Annotated in this window: 20 protein-coding genes and 1 pseudogene; 19 read left to right on the top strand and 2 right to left on the bottom strand. The window is 36.1% G+C overall.

Features of this window, described 5'->3' with window-relative positions; genetic code table 11:
- Nucleotides 1-107: 107 nt before the first annotated feature.
- From G8761_RS15320 to G8761_RS26845, 9 genes and pseudogenes are all read left to right on the top strand, one after another.
- Complete coding sequence (locus G8761_RS15320; RefSeq protein WP_166028172.1) at nt 108-548, top strand: YybH family protein; 441 nt, start codon at nt 108-110, stop codon at nt 546-548.
- A gap of 990 nt (nt 549-1538) precedes the next feature.
- Nucleotides 1539-2348, top strand: coding sequence for a class I SAM-dependent methyltransferase (locus G8761_RS15315; protein WP_166028170.1), 810 nt, complete (start codon nt 1539-1541; stop codon nt 2346-2348).
- A gap of 96 nt (nt 2349-2444) precedes the next feature.
- Nucleotides 2445-2873 carry a hypothetical protein gene (locus G8761_RS15310; RefSeq protein WP_166028168.1) on the top strand — a complete coding sequence of 143 codons (429 nt, stop codon included), beginning with the start codon at nt 2445-2447 and terminating at the stop codon, nt 2871-2873.
- Between the two features lie 188 nt (nt 2874-3061).
- Nucleotides 3062-3394 (top strand): annotated as a pseudogene (locus G8761_RS15305) (phosphotransferase); the annotation flags it as partial.
- A 318-nt stretch (nt 3395-3712) separates the two neighbouring features.
- Nucleotides 3713-4207: a hypothetical protein gene (locus G8761_RS15300; protein WP_166028166.1), complete on the top strand. Its 495-nt coding sequence runs from the start codon at nt 3713-3715 to the stop codon at nt 4205-4207.
- A gap of 215 nt (nt 4208-4422) precedes the next feature.
- Nucleotides 4423-5616, top strand: coding sequence for an MFS transporter (locus G8761_RS15295; protein ID WP_166028164.1), 1194 nt, complete (start codon nt 4423-4425; stop codon nt 5614-5616).
- A gap of 175 nt (nt 5617-5791) precedes the next feature.
- Complete coding sequence (locus G8761_RS15290; RefSeq protein ID WP_243450040.1) at nt 5792-6388, top strand: class I SAM-dependent methyltransferase; 597 nt, start codon at nt 5792-5794, stop codon at nt 6386-6388.
- Entirely contained in the window at nt 6375-6638 is a 264-nt protein-coding gene (locus G8761_RS27245) for a hypothetical protein (protein ID WP_243450039.1), read from the top strand. Before G8761_RS15290 ends, G8761_RS27245 begins: the two co-directional genes overlap by 14 nt.
- Nucleotides 6639-6859: 221 nt before the next feature.
- The gene (locus tag G8761_RS26845) at nt 6860-7330 is read left to right on the top strand and encodes a hypothetical protein (protein ID WP_207789231.1); all 471 of its coding nucleotides are present in this window, start codon (nt 6860-6862) and stop codon (nt 7328-7330) included.
- A gap of 189 nt (nt 7331-7519) precedes the next feature.
- Here the strand turns inward: G8761_RS26845 and G8761_RS15280 are convergent, their stop codons facing one another.
- Entirely contained in the window at nt 7520-7762 is a 243-nt protein-coding gene (locus tag G8761_RS15280) for a hypothetical protein (protein WP_166028162.1), read from the bottom strand.
- A 188-nt stretch (nt 7763-7950) separates the two neighbouring features.
- Between G8761_RS15280 and G8761_RS15275 the strand changes: the two genes are divergently transcribed.
- The 6 genes from G8761_RS15275 (at nt 7951) to G8761_RS15250 (ending at nt 12109) form a co-directional block, all read left to right on the top strand.
- On the top strand, nt 7951-8505 hold the full coding sequence (locus G8761_RS15275) for a hypothetical protein (protein ID WP_166028160.1): 555 nt from the start codon (nt 7951-7953) through the stop codon (nt 8503-8505).
- Entirely contained in the window at nt 8498-9532 is a 1035-nt protein-coding gene (locus tag G8761_RS15270) for an alpha/beta fold hydrolase (RefSeq protein ID WP_166028158.1), read from the top strand. The genes G8761_RS15275 and G8761_RS15270 overlap by 8 nt, the downstream gene beginning before the upstream one ends.
- A 440-nt stretch (nt 9533-9972) precedes the next feature.
- Complete coding sequence (locus G8761_RS15265; protein WP_166028156.1) at nt 9973-10416, top strand: hypothetical protein; 444 nt, start codon at nt 9973-9975, stop codon at nt 10414-10416.
- 1 nt (nt 10417) lies between these two features.
- Nucleotides 10418-10642, top strand: a complete 225-nt coding sequence (locus tag G8761_RS15260; protein ID WP_166028154.1) for a helix-turn-helix transcriptional regulator — start codon at nt 10418-10420, stop codon at nt 10640-10642.
- Nucleotides 10643-10699: 57 nt separating this feature from the next.
- Entirely contained in the window at nt 10700-11425 is a 726-nt protein-coding gene (locus G8761_RS15255; RefSeq protein ID WP_166028152.1) for a DUF4386 domain-containing protein, read from the top strand.
- A gap of 303 nt (nt 11426-11728) precedes the next feature.
- Nucleotides 11729-12109 carry a VOC family protein gene (locus G8761_RS15250; RefSeq protein WP_166028408.1) on the top strand — a complete coding sequence of 127 codons (381 nt, stop codon included), beginning with the start codon at nt 11729-11731 and terminating at the stop codon, nt 12107-12109.
- 126 nt (nt 12110-12235) lie between these two features.
- On the opposite strand, the gene G8761_RS15245 is transcribed toward G8761_RS15250, so the two are convergent.
- Nucleotides 12236-12592 carry a hypothetical protein gene (locus G8761_RS15245; RefSeq protein WP_166028150.1) on the bottom strand — a complete coding sequence of 119 codons (357 nt, stop codon included), beginning with the start codon at nt 12590-12592 and terminating at the stop codon, nt 12236-12238.
- A gap of 501 nt (nt 12593-13093) precedes the next feature.
- Here G8761_RS15245 and G8761_RS15240 point away from each other — a divergent pair.
- The 4 genes from G8761_RS15240 to G8761_RS15225 all read left to right on the top strand — a co-directional run bounded on the left by G8761_RS15240 (nt 13094) and on the right by G8761_RS15225 (nt 16037).
- Nucleotides 13094-14056: an MBL fold metallo-hydrolase gene (locus G8761_RS15240; RefSeq protein ID WP_166028148.1), complete on the top strand. Its 963-nt coding sequence runs from the start codon at nt 13094-13096 to the stop codon at nt 14054-14056.
- 279 nt (nt 14057-14335) lie between these two features.
- Entirely contained in the window at nt 14336-14770 is a 435-nt protein-coding gene (locus G8761_RS15235; protein ID WP_166028146.1) for a DMT family transporter, read from the top strand.
- A gap of 348 nt (nt 14771-15118) precedes the next feature.
- Nucleotides 15119-15280, top strand: coding sequence for a YdcF family protein (locus G8761_RS27240; RefSeq protein WP_243450038.1), 162 nt, complete (start codon nt 15119-15121; stop codon nt 15278-15280).
- A 211-nt stretch (nt 15281-15491) separates the two neighbouring features.
- Nucleotides 15492-16037, top strand: coding sequence for a GNAT family N-acetyltransferase (locus tag G8761_RS15225; protein WP_166028144.1), 546 nt, complete (start codon nt 15492-15494; stop codon nt 16035-16037).
- Nucleotides 16038-16135: the final 98 nt, after the last annotated feature.

Raw genomic sequence — 16135 nt, 5'->3', positions numbered from 1 at the left:
GAAATTGAATGCTTACTGGAAATAGTAGAAGGAAAAAATGTTTCGGGAAGAGAATGTAATAGCAAGAAGTAAACTTAAATTTCCGACAATTTAAAGGAGACTAATCAATGACCATTGGTTTTAAAAAGGTTCACGACGTTTTGGAAAATTATAAATCTGCTGTTTATGAGAAAGATATTGAAAGATTCCTATCCACATACGCCTCTGACATACATATCTTTGATTGCTGGGGAAGCTGGGAGAGCAGCGGAATTTCCCAATGGAGGGAAACAGTAATAGAGTGGTTCAAGGGTTTGAGTGAAGAAGGTGTTTTGCTAAAAGTAGATTTTAATGATTTAGTAATTGAAGAGAATTCGAATATCGCATTTGTATATTGTGCTGTTACATTTGCAGCTCACCACCCAAATTCTAGAGAGATACTCCGTCAGATGACAAATAGATTCACAATTGGTTTAAGAAAAGAAAATGAATCATGGACCATAACACATGAACATTCATCATTGCCAATAAATATGGAAACAGGGAAAGGTCTCTTTAACTTAAAATAAGACTGTTCTCCCGTATACTTGTTGAAAAATAAAGGAGTATGGTTTTTATATTTAGCTATTCGACAGGTTAATTTTAGAAGAAATCACAAAAAACCTTGAATATAAACATGTACTTTGAGGAATAGGAAATTAAAATTAGAAATTATACAGCTGGCTACCTTAAAAGGTGGCTTTTTTCTTTATATAATGGCTTTGTTAAAAGAACATTGTTGATTTTTATCTATGTTGATTGTAGCGGAAGGACACGAGACTCCTCGAAAATGCTGCGCATTTCCTTCGTGCGTGGGCGGCTTCCATGATGTAAATTCAATGTCCAGCGGGAAAAGTGGGTCAGGATAGCCCCCGCAGGAACGAAGGTGACGAGGAGAAAGAAGAACGGAAGTGCCTCGTTCAGCCCCGACAAGCGCTGGAGGGCCTGACGAAGAAGTCGTTCTTTTACTTCAGGACTGAAGCGACCGCGAGGGGCTAGACGCCGAAGTTTGTCAGGCTTCCGAACCGCACTCAGAAAGCAAGTGCCAAGGAGCGAAAATCAACAATCAAGCTTAATAGAGCATTCATGATAAAAGCGTAACCTTTATTCCACTAAAGTTGCAGTTTAATAATAGAGGATTTTTCTTTCATATCACGAATGTAATTATAGAAAGTAAAATTACCATATTTTAGGGATGGGTATTAATAGAACGTAGATTAATTGAATTTTGTATAAGTTTTTTTGGGGATTAGGAATACTAATTAGTTCAATTATTTATCTCTTGGATTTATAAATTAAGAAAAGATCTTCCTTTTAATTAATTAATCAGGAGTAAGATTAATAGCCATTGGACGTCTTATTTTTTGACATAACCTAAATTTGAATTCTTAACATATTATACTGCCACTGGGTAGCATTTTTGTTGCTAATCTAAAAGCTAGGTTTGTCTAAGAAGGCTTTTTAAGATCTTTTATAGAATTTGTAAAAATTAGTAAAAACAGATATACGAGGAGAGCATAATGAGTGATATATTAAACTACTATAATCAATTTGATGAGTGGGGAAGACTCGAAAGGGAACCAATAGAGTTCCAAGTTAACTGGCATTATATAAAAAAATACATACCAGAAATGGGATATCTACTTGATAATGGGGCCGGACCGGGAAAATATTCTTTAGAACTCGCGAAAGAAGGTTATCAGGTTACACTAACTGATTTAACTCCCCGATTAGTTGAAATGGCAAAAAATAAAGCAATAGAAATGGGCTTGGATAAGAATTTTAATGGTTTTTATGCAGCAGATGCAAGGGATCTAAGTATGCTTAATGATGACCAATTTACTGCATCATTGATGCTTGGTCCCATGTATCATTTGCAGGAAGAAAATGACCGAATTAAAGCTATTGAAGAACTGAAAAGAGTGACCCAAAGGAACGGGATTGTATTTGTAGCCTTTATGCCGAGAGTTCGGCATATCCTTACATCCCTTTTGTACCCTGACCATTGGAAGCCAAACGATAATGTCGATACTATTATTGATTTTTCTCATACAGGATGCTTTAATCACGCAGATACGGGACGATTTACTGAAGCGTATTACTTTAATATTGAAGAGATCAATCCTTTTATGGAGTCACTCGGATTCGAAACTATGGAATTGATAGGATCAAATGTAGGGGCTATTTTGAATAAGGACAATTGGGCTTACTGGAGAGATAAAGGTGAGGATGAGGTGAATAAAATTATAAATCTAATTAAAGAACAAGCATCAAACCCTCACCTACTTGGGATATCATCTCATTTACTTTATATAGGCAGAAAAAAATAAACACATCAGTCCTCACGGGCCAGTCTTTGTTACTAGTTCTATTAGTAAAGTCTGAAAGAACATTTGTTGAATTATTCAAATTCAAGGAGTGTTAAAGTGAGCAATAAAACAAAAGCGATAATTTTTTCGATTGCTTCATTAATTTTAATATCTTTTGGATGGTATAAACAGACTCACTTATCAGTTTGGGGATTCAATCTTCCCAAATCAGATATAAAAGAAGTAATTTTTTATAGAGGGGACCATACATATAAAGTTACAGATAAAGATATTGTTTTAAAAATCGCTAAAAAAGCATCCAAAATGAAAAGATATTCAAAAACTGATAACTTTAATTCTATACCTAACCTTGAATATAAAAAGCTCCTGATTTTAACAAAAGATAATATTAATTATGGAGGCAGCATTTGGAACGGGGAAAATATCGTACTAATAAATAGCAATGGCTACTGTTGGGAGCTGAATTACAAGAATTTAAGTAAAACCCTCAATCGATCTATAAAAAATGCTACCTTATTGAACTGACATAAAAAAAAGAATTAAGAATGCTGCCAATACGGCGGCTTTTTTTGTTCCTCAACAATTGGGCAGTTTAGTTCAATAAAAATAAAGGGAGAAGACAATTTTATATAGAATTTAATAATAATAAAAATTGTTCAAACGAGGTGGAAGATGTCCCAAGTTGCTCTCCTAACCGTTACTTATGACCCTCAAAAGCACAAAGTTATATAGAAAATGGACAAACAGATCGCAGTTTAGAATTGTTATCTCAACTAAAATACGAAAAACCTCTTCCAGTTCAACAAACGATGATACATGGGGATTGTACGACAGATAATGTCCTTGTTATTGACGGGAAAGTTCAACTTTTCATTGATGTATCTGGTATGACTGTCGGAGACCCTCGATATGATGAATCCTTAGCGATTAGAAATTTTGTAAATAATCCTGAATACATACAGGCCTTTTATGAAGGGTATAAACGTTATAAAGTTACACACGAGGAATTTCAATATTTTGAACAGGGGTTATATGAGTTTTTTTAATTCAATTTTCTTAACTGTCAAAAGTAATGGATCCTGACCGTGCTGTCAATTAAAGCGGCATTTTTGTTATCGAATAACAGGATTGGAAGAAGGATAAATGAAGTTTTTTGTAGAATAAGGAACCATAGTTAAAAAATCCAGTTTTGATAATGGAATAGTTATAAAACAAATACAACACACTTTTAAAAGATTACGAGATAAATAATATATAGAAAAAGCAACTTGTCCGACCTTCCTTAATACAGATAGTAGCAAATGCTAAAGGATAAGAGTAATTATTTTATCCATTCATTCAAGTTATGAAAGAAGGTAAATAAAATGAACGAAGATTTTTTTGCTGACTATAAAAATTATATAGTCGTACCGGAGGTTGAAAAACAGGTTGGGAAAGAAGAATTCGATCCGAAGAATTATGCTGAACATTATATACTGACAATGTCTATTTTTGATTCACGGTTGTCCTCCTTAAGGGATGCAAATAAATTTGAAATAGATATAGAAAAAAGTATTAAAACAGTTCTTGAGGATTTCAATCAAAAGCAATACCAGGTGTATCATCTTAAATTACTTGAATTAGATAAGTTTAAAAATTATTTTATCCTAGCCCTTTCTTCTAAAACAAAATTTGAAGATGGGGACGAAAATAAACGTGTATCTTTTATCATTGATAAAATGTTAACGAACGCTTTTTATATTGGCCAGAAGTGGTTCAACCTTATTGGTGATAAAGGAAGAGTGGAACGAAAACTATTTTGCTACTCCTTTAAAAAATACGTTGTAGAGAGCCAAGACCATCAAGAATTGAACAGTTGACAGTAGGAAAAAAGTATTCATTTAGTAAGTATTACTGTTATTTCATTTTAATTGGAACCTTTGGTGGTTTTGGAAACTTAATGAATGGTAATGGACAGGGATTGCAGCATGCAATCCCTGTCTTTTGCTCTACAATAGGAGGAGCAGGTTAGTTGTATAAGAAAACGGGAAGAGGCTAAAATTTGGTTGTTATGGAATAGGAGGAGAATGGCTGTATGGAGAGGGATACTTCGAATAATAAATATATGTTGTGGGCGCTGGGTTTGGGCGGTTTTATGGTTAATGCAGATAATCGTGCCATTGCGCCTATGTTACCGGCAATGGCAGCCAGTCTGCATACTACCCCATCTTCAGCTGCTTTACTTGTAACAGCTTATTCTATTCCTTATGGGCTGTTTCAATTGGTTTATGGACCTATTGCGGAAAAGATTGGAAAAATTAATACCATTCTATTTTCCTTGTGCTTATTTGCACTCGGAACTGTATTTTGCGGGGTTGTTCATGTTTTCTCTTGGTTACTGGTTTTGCGCATTATTACAGGCGTATTTGCGGCAGGTATTATACCGACGACACTTGCTCAAATTGGGGATTGGTTTGAACTTTCGGAAAGACCGCGTGCGATTGCTCTTTTTATGTCGTTCTCGACAATAGGCCAAGCAATGGGCATTGTTATCGGTGGATTAGTCGCACAGTTTTTCTCTTATCGAATTCTATTTTTTTTACTTGGATTAGCCTGTATTCCTACGATTCTTGCAATTTTTCGAGAGCGTGCTCATGATTCAAAAGGAATAAAAAAAGATTCAACACCGATGTTTCAGCGATATGTTTTACTTTTTATGAACAAGCGTTCCTGGCAAATTTATGGGTTAGTATTCTGTGAAGGATTAGTGTTTTACGGAGGTTTTACCTTCCTTGGGGTATATGGTGTTTCCACCCTTCACTTATCTTATTTAGCGATCGGGCTGTTGACTGCAACTTATAGTGTAGGAGCGTTTTTCGGAAGCAAGACCATTACCAGTGTGATGACGCATGTCGGACTTAAGAAGATGCCGGTGCTTGGATCATCTTTAATGGTACTTGGTTTCGCAATAATCTGGGGATGGCAAATCGTGATTTCGTTAACTGCGGGTTTTATCATTCTTGGCTTCGGATTTAGTTACTGCCATTCCACATTACAAACTTTTGCTACGGATCTGTTGCCTAGTGGACGTGCTACTGCAGTATCAGTTTTTGCGTTTTCACTATTCCTTGGGAGTGGATTAGGACCATATATCTTAGGGTTGATTTTTGATACTTATGGATCAAGAATGATGTTGGGAACAGTAACAATTGGTATGTTAGTATTTTGCTGCTTATGTATGACACTCTTAAAAGGGTCCCGCCAACAAAATAAGGGTACTTTGGGTTAAGACAGATATTTACTTAGAAAAAATGATATTTGAGAATTGAATAAATAGAAATCAAGCTGCCCATAAAGGCAGCTTTTTTGTCATAGTAGGTTTGTATGTTTAACCTAGAAGGATTATTCACCTTTCGTATAGAACGAAAACTATAAGATGCAATTAGTGAGGAGAGAGTGATGTAATGTCTAAAAGTGAAGTTAAAGCTATCCTAGAATGTATGGCTGGTAGTAATGTAGATTATCATATTCAAAAGGTTCAAACAGAACACCGCATGAAACTGGTTAATTTTTGGGATATAAAAACCGGAAGTAGAATACTGGAAATTGGTTGCGGACAGGGTGATACAACTGCTGTGCTTGCTTATTATGCAGGAGAGACAGGCTTTGTCCACGGAATTGATATAGGCTCACCTACATATGGAAGTCCTGTTTCACTCGGTGAATCTGCTGGATACTTAATGAAATCCCAATTAGGTAAACAAGTAAAAATAGATTTCAATGTAGATCTTTTATCTAACGAGGTGGATTTTCCTGAAAAATCCTTTGATTATATTGTTTTTTCCCATTGTTCCTGGTATACAAAATCGTCAAGTGAACTACTTAACATAATGAAAAAGGTAAGAAAATGGGGACAACAACTTTGCCTTGCCGAATGGAGCACAAATATAAATTCCATTGAGCAATATCCACATTTATTATCCATTCTAATTCAGGCACAATACGAAGCTTTTAAACAAAAGAGTGAATCCAATGTAAGAACCCTTTTTGACTCCCAATGATTTAAGAGCGATTGTTCAACAAGCAGGATGGAAAATTAAAAAGGATATTACAATCGATTCACCGGATTTACAGGACGGTAAATGGGAAGTAGATAAAGTGAAGAGTGACATACACAACGAACTGCATGAAATTATCAATATGCCAGTAAAATTAAAGGATCTCATTCTATCCGAGGTCACAATGTTAGATTCGTTTATTGAAACAAGCGAAATTAAACCACTCCCTACATATAGTCTTATAGCATACTAGCGATACATTTTCATTGAACTCTTCTTTTTAACCAGGGGGTAGGAGGTTCAGTTTTTGCTGCCACTAAATGAGCACTTTTTTATGTAACTATAGCTGAAAAGTTTGAAGATTTAGTTACTATTTCTTAAAAGAAGGCTCTAATCTAGGAGATTGTTGCAATTTGTAGAAACTGTGAACAAAAATAGGCGGAGAGCCCGCAGGTCGTTAGCGACCGAGGAGGCGTGCTTCTGCGCCACAGAGAACTCGAAGAAGCCTATCTTCAGCTCGTCGCAAAGCTGCAAGTAGTTGTTCACAGATGGTTAATCACGAAGTTATTTAAAGGCAGAAGCTTGATTGCCACCGGAAAACGACTATTTCGCATTATAAAAAATAAAGTAAAAAGAAGGAAGGAGATATTTATGGATGAAACCATTGTTTGGATAATTGGAGGAATCTTGTTAGTAAGCAAAGCAATAGATACTAGTCTTTTACGAAGTGACATTGCTCGGTTATATACAACGTTAGATAAAATCGCTAAGCAAATTGGAGTATCTAATGCAGTAACAGAAGACATAGAAGCAGAATTAAAAAGTCTAATTGCAGAAGGAAAAACAATTAAAGCGATTAAAAGATACAGAATAGTTACTGGCAGTGGTCTAAAGGAATCTAAAGACTATATCGATATGTTAATTAATAAGGGAACAAACAAGTAAATTCAGGAATCCATGGAAATTCCCTTGTAGCACGAACAAGTATAACAGTTGAAGAATAGGGTCTATTTTGTTTTTTTATCATAAGTAGTAAAAGAAATATAGAATGAAAAAAGGCAGCAAACCGAGGGTCGCTGTCTTTTTGTGAATAGCTCCAACATTCTTTTGAAAATCATGAAGAACCAGGAATATTTAAAAAACTTCAGGTAATATATTTCGTTTTTCAAGCATCCTGAAAATCCTGAAGTGATAGATAAAATCATCAAAGAACACTGGATGGTCTTCATCAAAGCTATACCATGAAAAAAACGATTCAAGCACGCTGCTGTCTACCTCATCCATCTCGCCTGAAATGTATAAAGGATATTTGAGTTTCTTAAATAAGCGGTAATGCCCACTCATGGTAAATGCATCTTCCATCTCTTCTTCATTCATATTGTCCCTCCTTGTCCTATCAGTACTTCATACGTTATGCATTATGCTTAATTACGTAGCGGTACATGCCTCATGTAAAAAAATTTTTTATTCAATTAAAGGCACGGGCAAGATTACTAATTTTGGCACAAAGAAAAAGAAGGTTGTTTATACTAATATGAACATTTTAACAAGAAAGGAGATTATCGATGTCAAAAGAGCATAAGATTAGTGATATTTATGAATTTCTTAGAAATGCCGGCTTTAAACTAGAGACTCAGCTTAATGAACAGATTCGTAACCATCTTAACAGGAGAGATGTTGCTGGTATTGCTGGTATTCTGGCCAATCACCATGCGAACCTAATTGAGCGGCTCCATCAGTACCAGGAAATTACTTCAATCCAACTCAATATTCCAACAAAGAAGGATGTGGCGAATATAGGGAAGCTGACCATTCAGACCGAAGAAAAAGTAGATAAATTAAGAGATGAAATCATGCAATTGGCTGCCTCAATCGAGGAATTAAAGGCCCTTTTAGCGAAAAATGGGATTTCAGATTCTACGCAACAACAAAGTGTCCCACTATTAATGTCAGATGAGGAAACCACCTATAGCAGTAAATCAAACAAGAAAAGAATAATCTATGAATTAACTAAATCCATTATGGATCCTTCCTTTGCTTCACTTTTGGATCCTTCCTTTGCTTTAGGTAAAAACGAGCTACATCAAGCAGTAAGAAAATTAGGTGACCGACATGCCTGATTTCGATCCTGAGAAGGAAGCAAAACGGTGGAAAGGATTCTTCAGCATTTGGACAACGCCTGAACCTGAAGTAGGACCCACCCCAAGAATAGCGGTCTGGAAAAAGAATAAAGCGACCCTTTGGCATTATCGAACTTCAAAAAAGAAATATTCTGTCCCTCTCTTTCTTATATATTCCCTTGTAAACAAAGCATTTGTCCTTGATATGGCTCCGGGGGCGAGCATGATCGAAGCCTTCGTCGAGAATGGTTTTGATGTCTATTTGCTGGATTTCGGTGTCCCGGGCTACGAGGATAAAGATATTACAATTGATGATTATCTTGTCGATTACATTCAACGTGCCGTACGGATGGCTTTGCACCATTCCAAGGCAAAGGAAATTACCGTCATCGGCTACTGCCTGGGAGGAACTTTGGCCGCTATATATGCAGCAATTTCATCAGAACCTATCCGGAATTTAATTCTTTGTGTTGCCCCGCTTAATTTCTCCGATCCTCCGATATTCGATAAATGGATTGAAGCCATTAAAAATGGTGATTTGAAAATAGACAGGCTTTTAGACGCATATGGATTTATTCCGGGAAAATTCATGAAATACAGCATGCGTGCAGTCAGTGCACCAATCTATTTTAGCCACTACCTGTCTCTATTAAATAAGGGCTATGACAAAGATTATGTTGATAAATGGCGACGGTTCAACAATTGGACAGAGGGCCATATTGGATTTTCAGGAGCCGCTGTTAAACAGCTGTTGAATGATATGGGGAAGGAAAATAAATTCATGAATCGAAGTTTGGTGATACGTGGCAAAAAGGCTGACCCTGTCAATATTAAAGCCAACCTTCTAATAGTCGCAGCCAGCGAGGACCGACTTGTTCCTGAGAATTTAAGCAAAGACTTTATTAATGTGGTTTCAAGCAAAGACAAGACCTACTCACTTGTAGCCGGCGGCCACACTACGCTCGCCGTTAAAGGTAAAGTGCTGCCAGCTTTTCTGGCAGACTGGCTTCCGAAAAGGTCGGAATAGATACTTTATTGATTGGTTGTCTAAAAACCTAAGGAAGAATACCCTACGTGAAATGAATCAAACCCTAAGGGTTTCCTACAAGAGTGGCTCACCCTCTCTCTATAAAGTGAGTAAAAGGGGAAAATGGATAGAAAAAGTGAGGGAATTGCAAGAAGGTAGTTTTCAAGAGCTTAGTTAATCTTAAACGGCAGACAAAGACTGTATTATTTCAGCTTTGGTCTGCTGTCTTTTTTTGCTTTGCAGCTCAGAAAAACGGCCATAAGGTAGTTCGTTTCTTAAATCCCCAACCCGTTGCGTTTGCAGAGGGCTGGAACACTGCCTACTTAGCGATGTTAAACGAATTTAATGTAATAAAAAATTGACTTAATGTATACTTTATATTACATTGTGCATATAATATTTTACTTGATGTAAAAGTGACCATACAGGAGGTGTTAACTATGACCTATCAAGAAAAGAAGAGTATCGTTTCGTTGATCAGCGCCATACTCATTTTCGGATCTTATTGCTTGTACATGTACCCGAGGTTTCCAGAAGGGGGGCTTGAGTCAGAAACCTTCCACTTTTGGGGCTCCTTCGTCCTCATCCTGACTTTGTTTTCAATAATCGCTCATATCCTTATCAGCATAATTTTTAACATTGTCTTTCGAATTACAACCAGAGAAAAGGAACCAAAATTTGCAGATGAACTTGATAAATTAATTGACTTGAAAGCGAACCGAAATTCTTTTTTCGTGTTTATCGTCGGCTTTCTTCTGGCAATGGGGTCGCTGATCATCTATGAACCATCACAGAAAATGTTCATTATCTTAATCACAGCAGGATTCCTTTCCGATGTGACTGGCTCCATTACGAAACTTTATCACTATCGGAAAGGAGTCTAATATGAGTAAAAAGCTTGTCGGCAATCACATTCGAAAATTACGATTCAACCATGATGAAATGACTCAGCAGCAATTGGCTGACAAGGTGGGTGTAACAAGACAAACTATTGTGGCTCTCGAAAAGGGAAACTACTCCCCATCCCTAGAACTCGCTTTTCGTATTGCACACGCCTTTAACTTACCGTTAGAAGAGGTATTCTTTTATGGGGACAACACAAAGCTGTAAGAACTAAAATTTTTTTGCTTTATCGTTTGTGGATTTATTAAAGAAGGGGAGATAAAAATGAATTCAAACAAAAAAGCAGCAAAAATTGTTGGTGTACTGTTTATTCTTGCAGCCGTTACGGCGGTAGTTGGGCTTATTTTATACAATCCTATCCTAAAAGTTCCTGATTATCTGATTACAGGTTCCAAACACGCCAACCAGGTGGTACTTGGAGCACTTATGGAGTTAATTCTTGTCGCATCGGCGATTGGTACTTCAACTACCATGTTTCCAATTTTGAGGAAATATAATGAAACTATCGCTCTATGGCATCTTTGCTTCAGGTTTCTGGAAGCGGTTATCATTACTGTTGGTATAATAAGTGTACTTTCCCTATTGACCTTAAGCAGGGAATTTGCAGCAGCAGGAGGTACTGACACCGCCTCTTTTCAAGCTTCAGGTACAGTATTAAAAGCAATACATGACTGGACATTTTTACTTGGTCCCAATTTCATGCTTGGCATCAATACAATGATGTACAGTTATATATTTTATAAATCCAAGCTCGTACCCAGGTTTATACCACTCTTGGGTATAACAGGGGCAACGCTTGTTTTTATTGCAGCCTTGCTTGAAATGTTCGGAATCATTCAACAAACCTCTGTGTGGGGTGGTATTTTGGCACTGCCTGTAGCAGCTAATGAAATGATTTTAGCAGTCTGGCTGATCGTTAAAGGATTCAATGAATCTGCACTTGCGTCCTTGTCTGCAAAAATCAAACCTGCGAAATTAGCAAATACCTAAATAAGGCGATTTCTTTGATCTAGCGATTTGTTGTCAAGTGCGGAGGATGACTTTAGTAGATGGACTTGGAAGATATGCATAAAGACTGCATAAGCAAAAACTTCATGTTGGTCAGATTTGAAGGCTACCAAATGATCTGACAGACGAATACAGAGGCTACATTAGCGCATATATTGATACCTTGGTAAAATGAAGATGTCTAGAAAGAAGTGTTACAGTTTTTCAACGAGGAATTTTGTTTATAGTCTTCCGAAAGATGAATTAGTTTTAAGAAAAAATACTAATGAAGAGGGAAGGGATATAATGATTAATGTAGTTGGCCAGATTATGCTGTATGTAAATGACCAAGATGAAGCAGTAAATTTTTGGAGAGATAAAGTTGGATTTACAGTAGTTTCTGAACAAGATAACGGCCAAGGAATGAGATGGATTGAAATTGCTCCTACAAATGAAGCTGAAACTAGGATTATTCTACATGACAAGGAACTGATTTCAAAAATGGAACCTGAATTAAATCTTGGAACACCTTCTTTAATGTTTTTCTCGAAAAATTTTGATTCATTATATAGCGACTTAACAAGTAAAAACGTTACAGTTGGGGAAATTGTAAATATGCCTGCTGGAAGAATATTTAATTTTGCAGATAATGAAAGTAATTACTTTGCCGTTATGGAAAAATTGTAAAACTCAAAGAAAGCCGTGTTCGTTCATTTTACAAAAAATTAATTATCGAGAGCAATGCGTAAATAATCGCATTGCTTTTTTAATATACAAATTTTTTTACGAGTTTCTGGAACAACACACTCACTCTCAATCTTTCCTGCGCTGGCGAAAGTCGGCATAGTAAACCTGCCGTTTTTCTAGTTCTGAATCAATACTTTGGATTAAAGCCCTTTTGGCATCCTCCAGTAATAAACCTTTTATTTGTTGAAGCTTTTTAGGTCCCACTCCTGGTAATTTATCAGAAATATTTACTTTAAAATCCCCCTGTTGTTTATAAAAGCGAATACTGCCGTATCCTATTCTTTCCTCTTTCCCAATCGCATAAGCGAATTCAAAGCGTTGTTCAATGAACGAAGATAAATCCGGCAGGCCTAAACCTTCATAAATGGGGGGAATTTCATGATAAACTGGAGGTTCTTTGAACGTCATAGAAGAAATCTTCAAAAGGTTAGTCCTCCTTTGGTAAAAAGCTTTTTTAAAAGTACTTGGAAATACCAATGCATAAAAGCAAGGGGCCATATATGGGGAGTCGAATGAAAAAAAACAATTGTTAGCGAATTTAGTCTGCCAATTTGGCCAAATCCCTTTCCAAGGATTATCCATAAATAGAGAAGCATTTTACCAAAATGCCCTATTTAACTCTATATTTAATATGAGAAATGTTTGTATATTAGTGTATCTGCTTCACATATTATTTCCATTAATTGAAAAAAATTATTTACATACAGCCGCTAAATCACGCGGTTTTCTTCTCCTAAAGGAATAGGTAAAATAAAATGTACTCGTAACGATGGTCCTTTTGATTTATTAGGAACATCATAAAAAGGGCAATTCTTAAAGAAGGAGAATATCCCTTTTTTGTTGAAGTAGGAGGACATCAATGTTCAATTGAAAAGCGGATACATAATAGTAGAAAAATAATATATTAAAATGGGAGAGGGAAACATGAAAAATACAATAGATACATATATGGGTTCAAAGCATTTCCAGCTAAATAACGTAACTGAAGGTGTATATGCCGCCATTTCTGTCCCTGGTACAGGCTCTGTCGGAAATGCAGCCATCATTGATTTAGGTGATAAAACACTAGTAGTGGATACCTTCACAACAATAAAGGCTGCAGAAGACCTGCATGAAGCTGCCATTCGCCTTACTGGAAAACCAGTTTCCTATGTAATCAATACACATTGGCACAGTGACCATACGAGTGGTAATCAAGTTTTTACGCCAAAGGCAGAAATACTTTCTACCTCAACTACTCGAAATATTATGGCTAATTTTGGAAAAAACAGACTAGAACAGCAACTCAAAAACCCTGAGCCGATTTATAAGGCTATGGAAGAAATAAAAGAGAAAATAAAAAAAGAGAAAGATGAAAAGTTGAAAAAGGAAATGGAATGGGAAAATGCTAGTGACCGAGAGTACATGCAATTCCTTCCCCAAATGGTATACACTCTTCCAACCATTACCTTTGAACAAAAGATGAGTATACATGGTAGTGACCGGACAGTACAACTGATAACTTATGGCGGTGGTCACACGCAAAGTGATACATTCGTGTATTTTCCTGAAGAAAAATTAGCTGTAATGGGCGATTTAGTACTCTCAAAGCATCATCCAGTAATGATAGATGGAAACCCCCAGGAATGGATAAACATTTTAGGGCGAGTGGAGCTTTTAGATATTGAAACGATCGTACCAGGGCATGGCAAAGTTTGTTCAATGAAAGAGCTTCATGAAGTAAAGGGATACATCAACGATATAATGGAATTAGTGTCGGAGGCTGTTGAAAAAAAGAAAAGCATTGATGATATCTTTATTCCACAGACTTATCAAGACTGGTCCTTTACTACCTATTTTAGGTCAAACCTGAAAAAGGTTTATGATTTATTTACTAAACCACTCTAATAATAAGATTGGAAAGGAAGAGTAGGTTTTTGTTAGACTACAGAGCAATAAACAAAAACCTGCTAGTATGTAGATTTTGTTATTCTAAACTCTTTGGATATCTGCAAATTGTTATTAATTGTTTTTGGTTGTTTCATTTTTCTTGTACCTTTATTAGATTTTGAATCAGCTGCACATGGCGTGGAGTTTGCGATTTTCTAAAAAATAAAGGGATTTTTTAATGACTTATCGAATTGTGAGGAAAAAGTTCTGTTATAAGGATGAAAGGGTGAGATCAACATGAAATGGTTATTCCCGTTACTTGCCTTTATAGGAGGGGTGGCGGTTGCCTGTCAGGCACAGATCAATGGAGGACTCGGCAAAAAGGCAGGTGCGATAGAAGGGGCATTTATATCCTTTGCCATTGGAACACTTGCATTATTCTTTATGGTATTGTTTTTTGGTAAGGGAAATCTTGGCGCAGTTTTTTCCGTCCCCAAATGGCAGCTGTTTGGAGGTCTGCTTGGTGCTTTTTATGTGAGTGTGATGATTTTGGCTGTCCCAAAAATAGGTGTGGCCCCCGCTCTTGTATCAGTTATCGCAGGGCAATTAATTTTTGGTGCATTAATTGATCATTTTGGCTGGTTTGGCGGACAGGTTATTCCGCTAGATATAAAAAAAGGCATTGCTATTGTCCTGTTATTTTGTTCTCTCTATTTGTTTAACCATAAATAGAAAACTTGCCAATACTTAGTTCAAAAACCCAATGGGCAACATTGAAACCAAGTGGTGATTTTCATGGCAAAAATAGGACAAAATTTTCACTCTTATGATTTAAAAATGAAGATTCGTTCACCGGTAATTAATAACTTTGTAAGTGAATAAGCTGCCTATAACGGGCAGCTTTTACTGTTTACTATGAAGGTCTAATAAAAACAATGTGAATTTGTAAGTAATATACTTAAAGAATAGAAGTAAATGATGAAAATATCCCAATTAAATCCTGAGGAACTACTGATAACCAAATGACAGATCTTCTCTATAAAAATATACAAGACGATCACGAAAAGGGAGAATGTATCTTTGATTCCTGGCAGCAGCAAAGCTGTTGAATATAGATTGCCAAAGGCAGTAGACCTGTATAACGAGGGAATGGCTAATAAAATATTATTTTCCGGCGGAGTAATATGGAGAGAGAATAACTTATCTGAAGCCCAGTTATTAAGATTAAAGGCCATGGAATAAGGAGTACCAAATGAAGATATCTTAGTGGAAGATCTTTCAAAGATAATTGGTTTCAATATCCTTATGGGAGAAAAAGAGTAGAACTTGAATCAAGCAAATTAATCCATTATGTAAAAACCGGTTATATAGTAGATGATGATGTTGAAATATCAAATTATTTAAAAAAGAGAATGCTGTTTAAAAGGAGAGCTTAAACAAGGGGGCATGTTAAATGAGAATTGTTCCAAGAGAATTCAATATAAATAATTTCAGTTATATGATCAGATCGGCCGAAGAGAAAGACGCCAAGTGCTTGTCTGAAATAAGAGTACAAATCGATGGGGAAACAGAAAATATGGACAGGGAAAAAGGCGAGGCATACATAGATGAATCAGGTTTTAAACAAATGATTAAAGAGGATTCTGAAAGTGATAGGAAACTTTTTTTAGTTGCTGAGGCAAATGATAGGATTGCAGGGTTTTCAAGATGTGAAGGGAACAAATTGAAGAGATCAGCTCATAAAGTTGAGTTTGGTGTATGTGTCTTAAAAGAATTTTGGGGACACGGTATAGGTAAAAACTTTTTAAAGGAGTCGATTCAATGGGCAGACTCAAACCATATTAAAAAAATAACCCTGAACGTACTTGAAACCAATGAGAAAGCCAAAAACCTATATGAAAAACATGGTTTTGAAGTAGAAGGCGTTTTAAGGAACGACAAACTGCTTTCAGATGGTAACTACTATAATACCATTATAATGGGGAGGTTTAAGGATTAAGAATGAGAGCTGTTTTTTCAGCTCTTTTTTAATAATAGATTAATAAAAAAAGGGATTTTAATGGAAAAAGAGAAATAAGTTTATTATAGGGGGGAGAC

Origin of the sequence: Neobacillus terrae (assembly GCF_011393025.1) — a bacterium.
GTDB lineage: Bacteria > Bacillota > Bacilli > Bacillales > Cytobacillaceae > Neobacillus_A > Neobacillus_A terrae.
Note: the sequence above shows the minus strand (reverse complement) of the source record. Positions and strands in the feature narration are given on the sequence as shown.

Bases quoted from the DNA above. Each gene is read 5' to 3' on its own strand.
- G8761_RS15290 (WP_243450040.1), top strand. From the start codon at position 5,792: ATGTCTAAAAGTGAAGTTAAAGCTATCCTAGAATGTATGGCTGGTAGT.
- G8761_RS15260 (WP_166028154.1), top strand. From the start codon at position 10,418: ATGAGTAAAAAGCTTGTCGGCAATCACATTCGAAAATTACGATTCAAC.
- G8761_RS15235 (WP_166028146.1), top strand. From the start codon at position 14,336: ATGAAATGGTTATTCCCGTTACTTGCCTTTATAGGAGGGGTGGCGGTT.
- G8761_RS15280 (WP_166028162.1), bottom strand. From the start codon at position 7,762: ATGAATGAAGAAGAGATGGAAGATGCATTTACCATGAGTGGGCATTAC.
- G8761_RS15275 (WP_166028160.1), top strand. From the start codon at position 7,951: ATGTCAAAAGAGCATAAGATTAGTGATATTTATGAATTTCTTAGAAAT.
- G8761_RS15270 (WP_166028158.1), top strand. From the start codon at position 8,498: ATGCCTGATTTCGATCCTGAGAAGGAAGCAAAACGGTGGAAAGGATTC.
- G8761_RS15240 (WP_166028148.1), top strand. From the start codon at position 13,094: ATGAAAAATACAATAGATACATATATGGGTTCAAAGCATTTCCAGCTA.
- G8761_RS15255 (WP_166028152.1), top strand. From the start codon at position 10,700: ATGAATTCAAACAAAAAAGCAGCAAAAATTGTTGGTGTACTGTTTATT.
- G8761_RS15315 (WP_166028170.1), top strand. From the start codon at position 1,539: ATGAGTGATATATTAAACTACTATAATCAATTTGATGAGTGGGGAAGA.
- G8761_RS15265 (WP_166028156.1), top strand. From the start codon at position 9,973: ATGACCTATCAAGAAAAGAAGAGTATCGTTTCGTTGATCAGCGCCATA.
- G8761_RS15225 (WP_166028144.1), top strand. From the start codon at position 15,492: ATGAGAATTGTTCCAAGAGAATTCAATATAAATAATTTCAGTTATATG.
- G8761_RS15250 (WP_166028408.1), top strand. From the start codon at position 11,729: ATGATTAATGTAGTTGGCCAGATTATGCTGTATGTAAATGACCAAGAT.
- G8761_RS15320 (WP_166028172.1), top strand. From the start codon at position 108: ATGACCATTGGTTTTAAAAAGGTTCACGACGTTTTGGAAAATTATAAA.
- G8761_RS15295 (WP_166028164.1), top strand. From the start codon at position 4,423: ATGGAGAGGGATACTTCGAATAATAAATATATGTTGTGGGCGCTGGGT.
- G8761_RS15300 (WP_166028166.1), top strand. From the start codon at position 3,713: ATGAACGAAGATTTTTTTGCTGACTATAAAAATTATATAGTCGTACCG.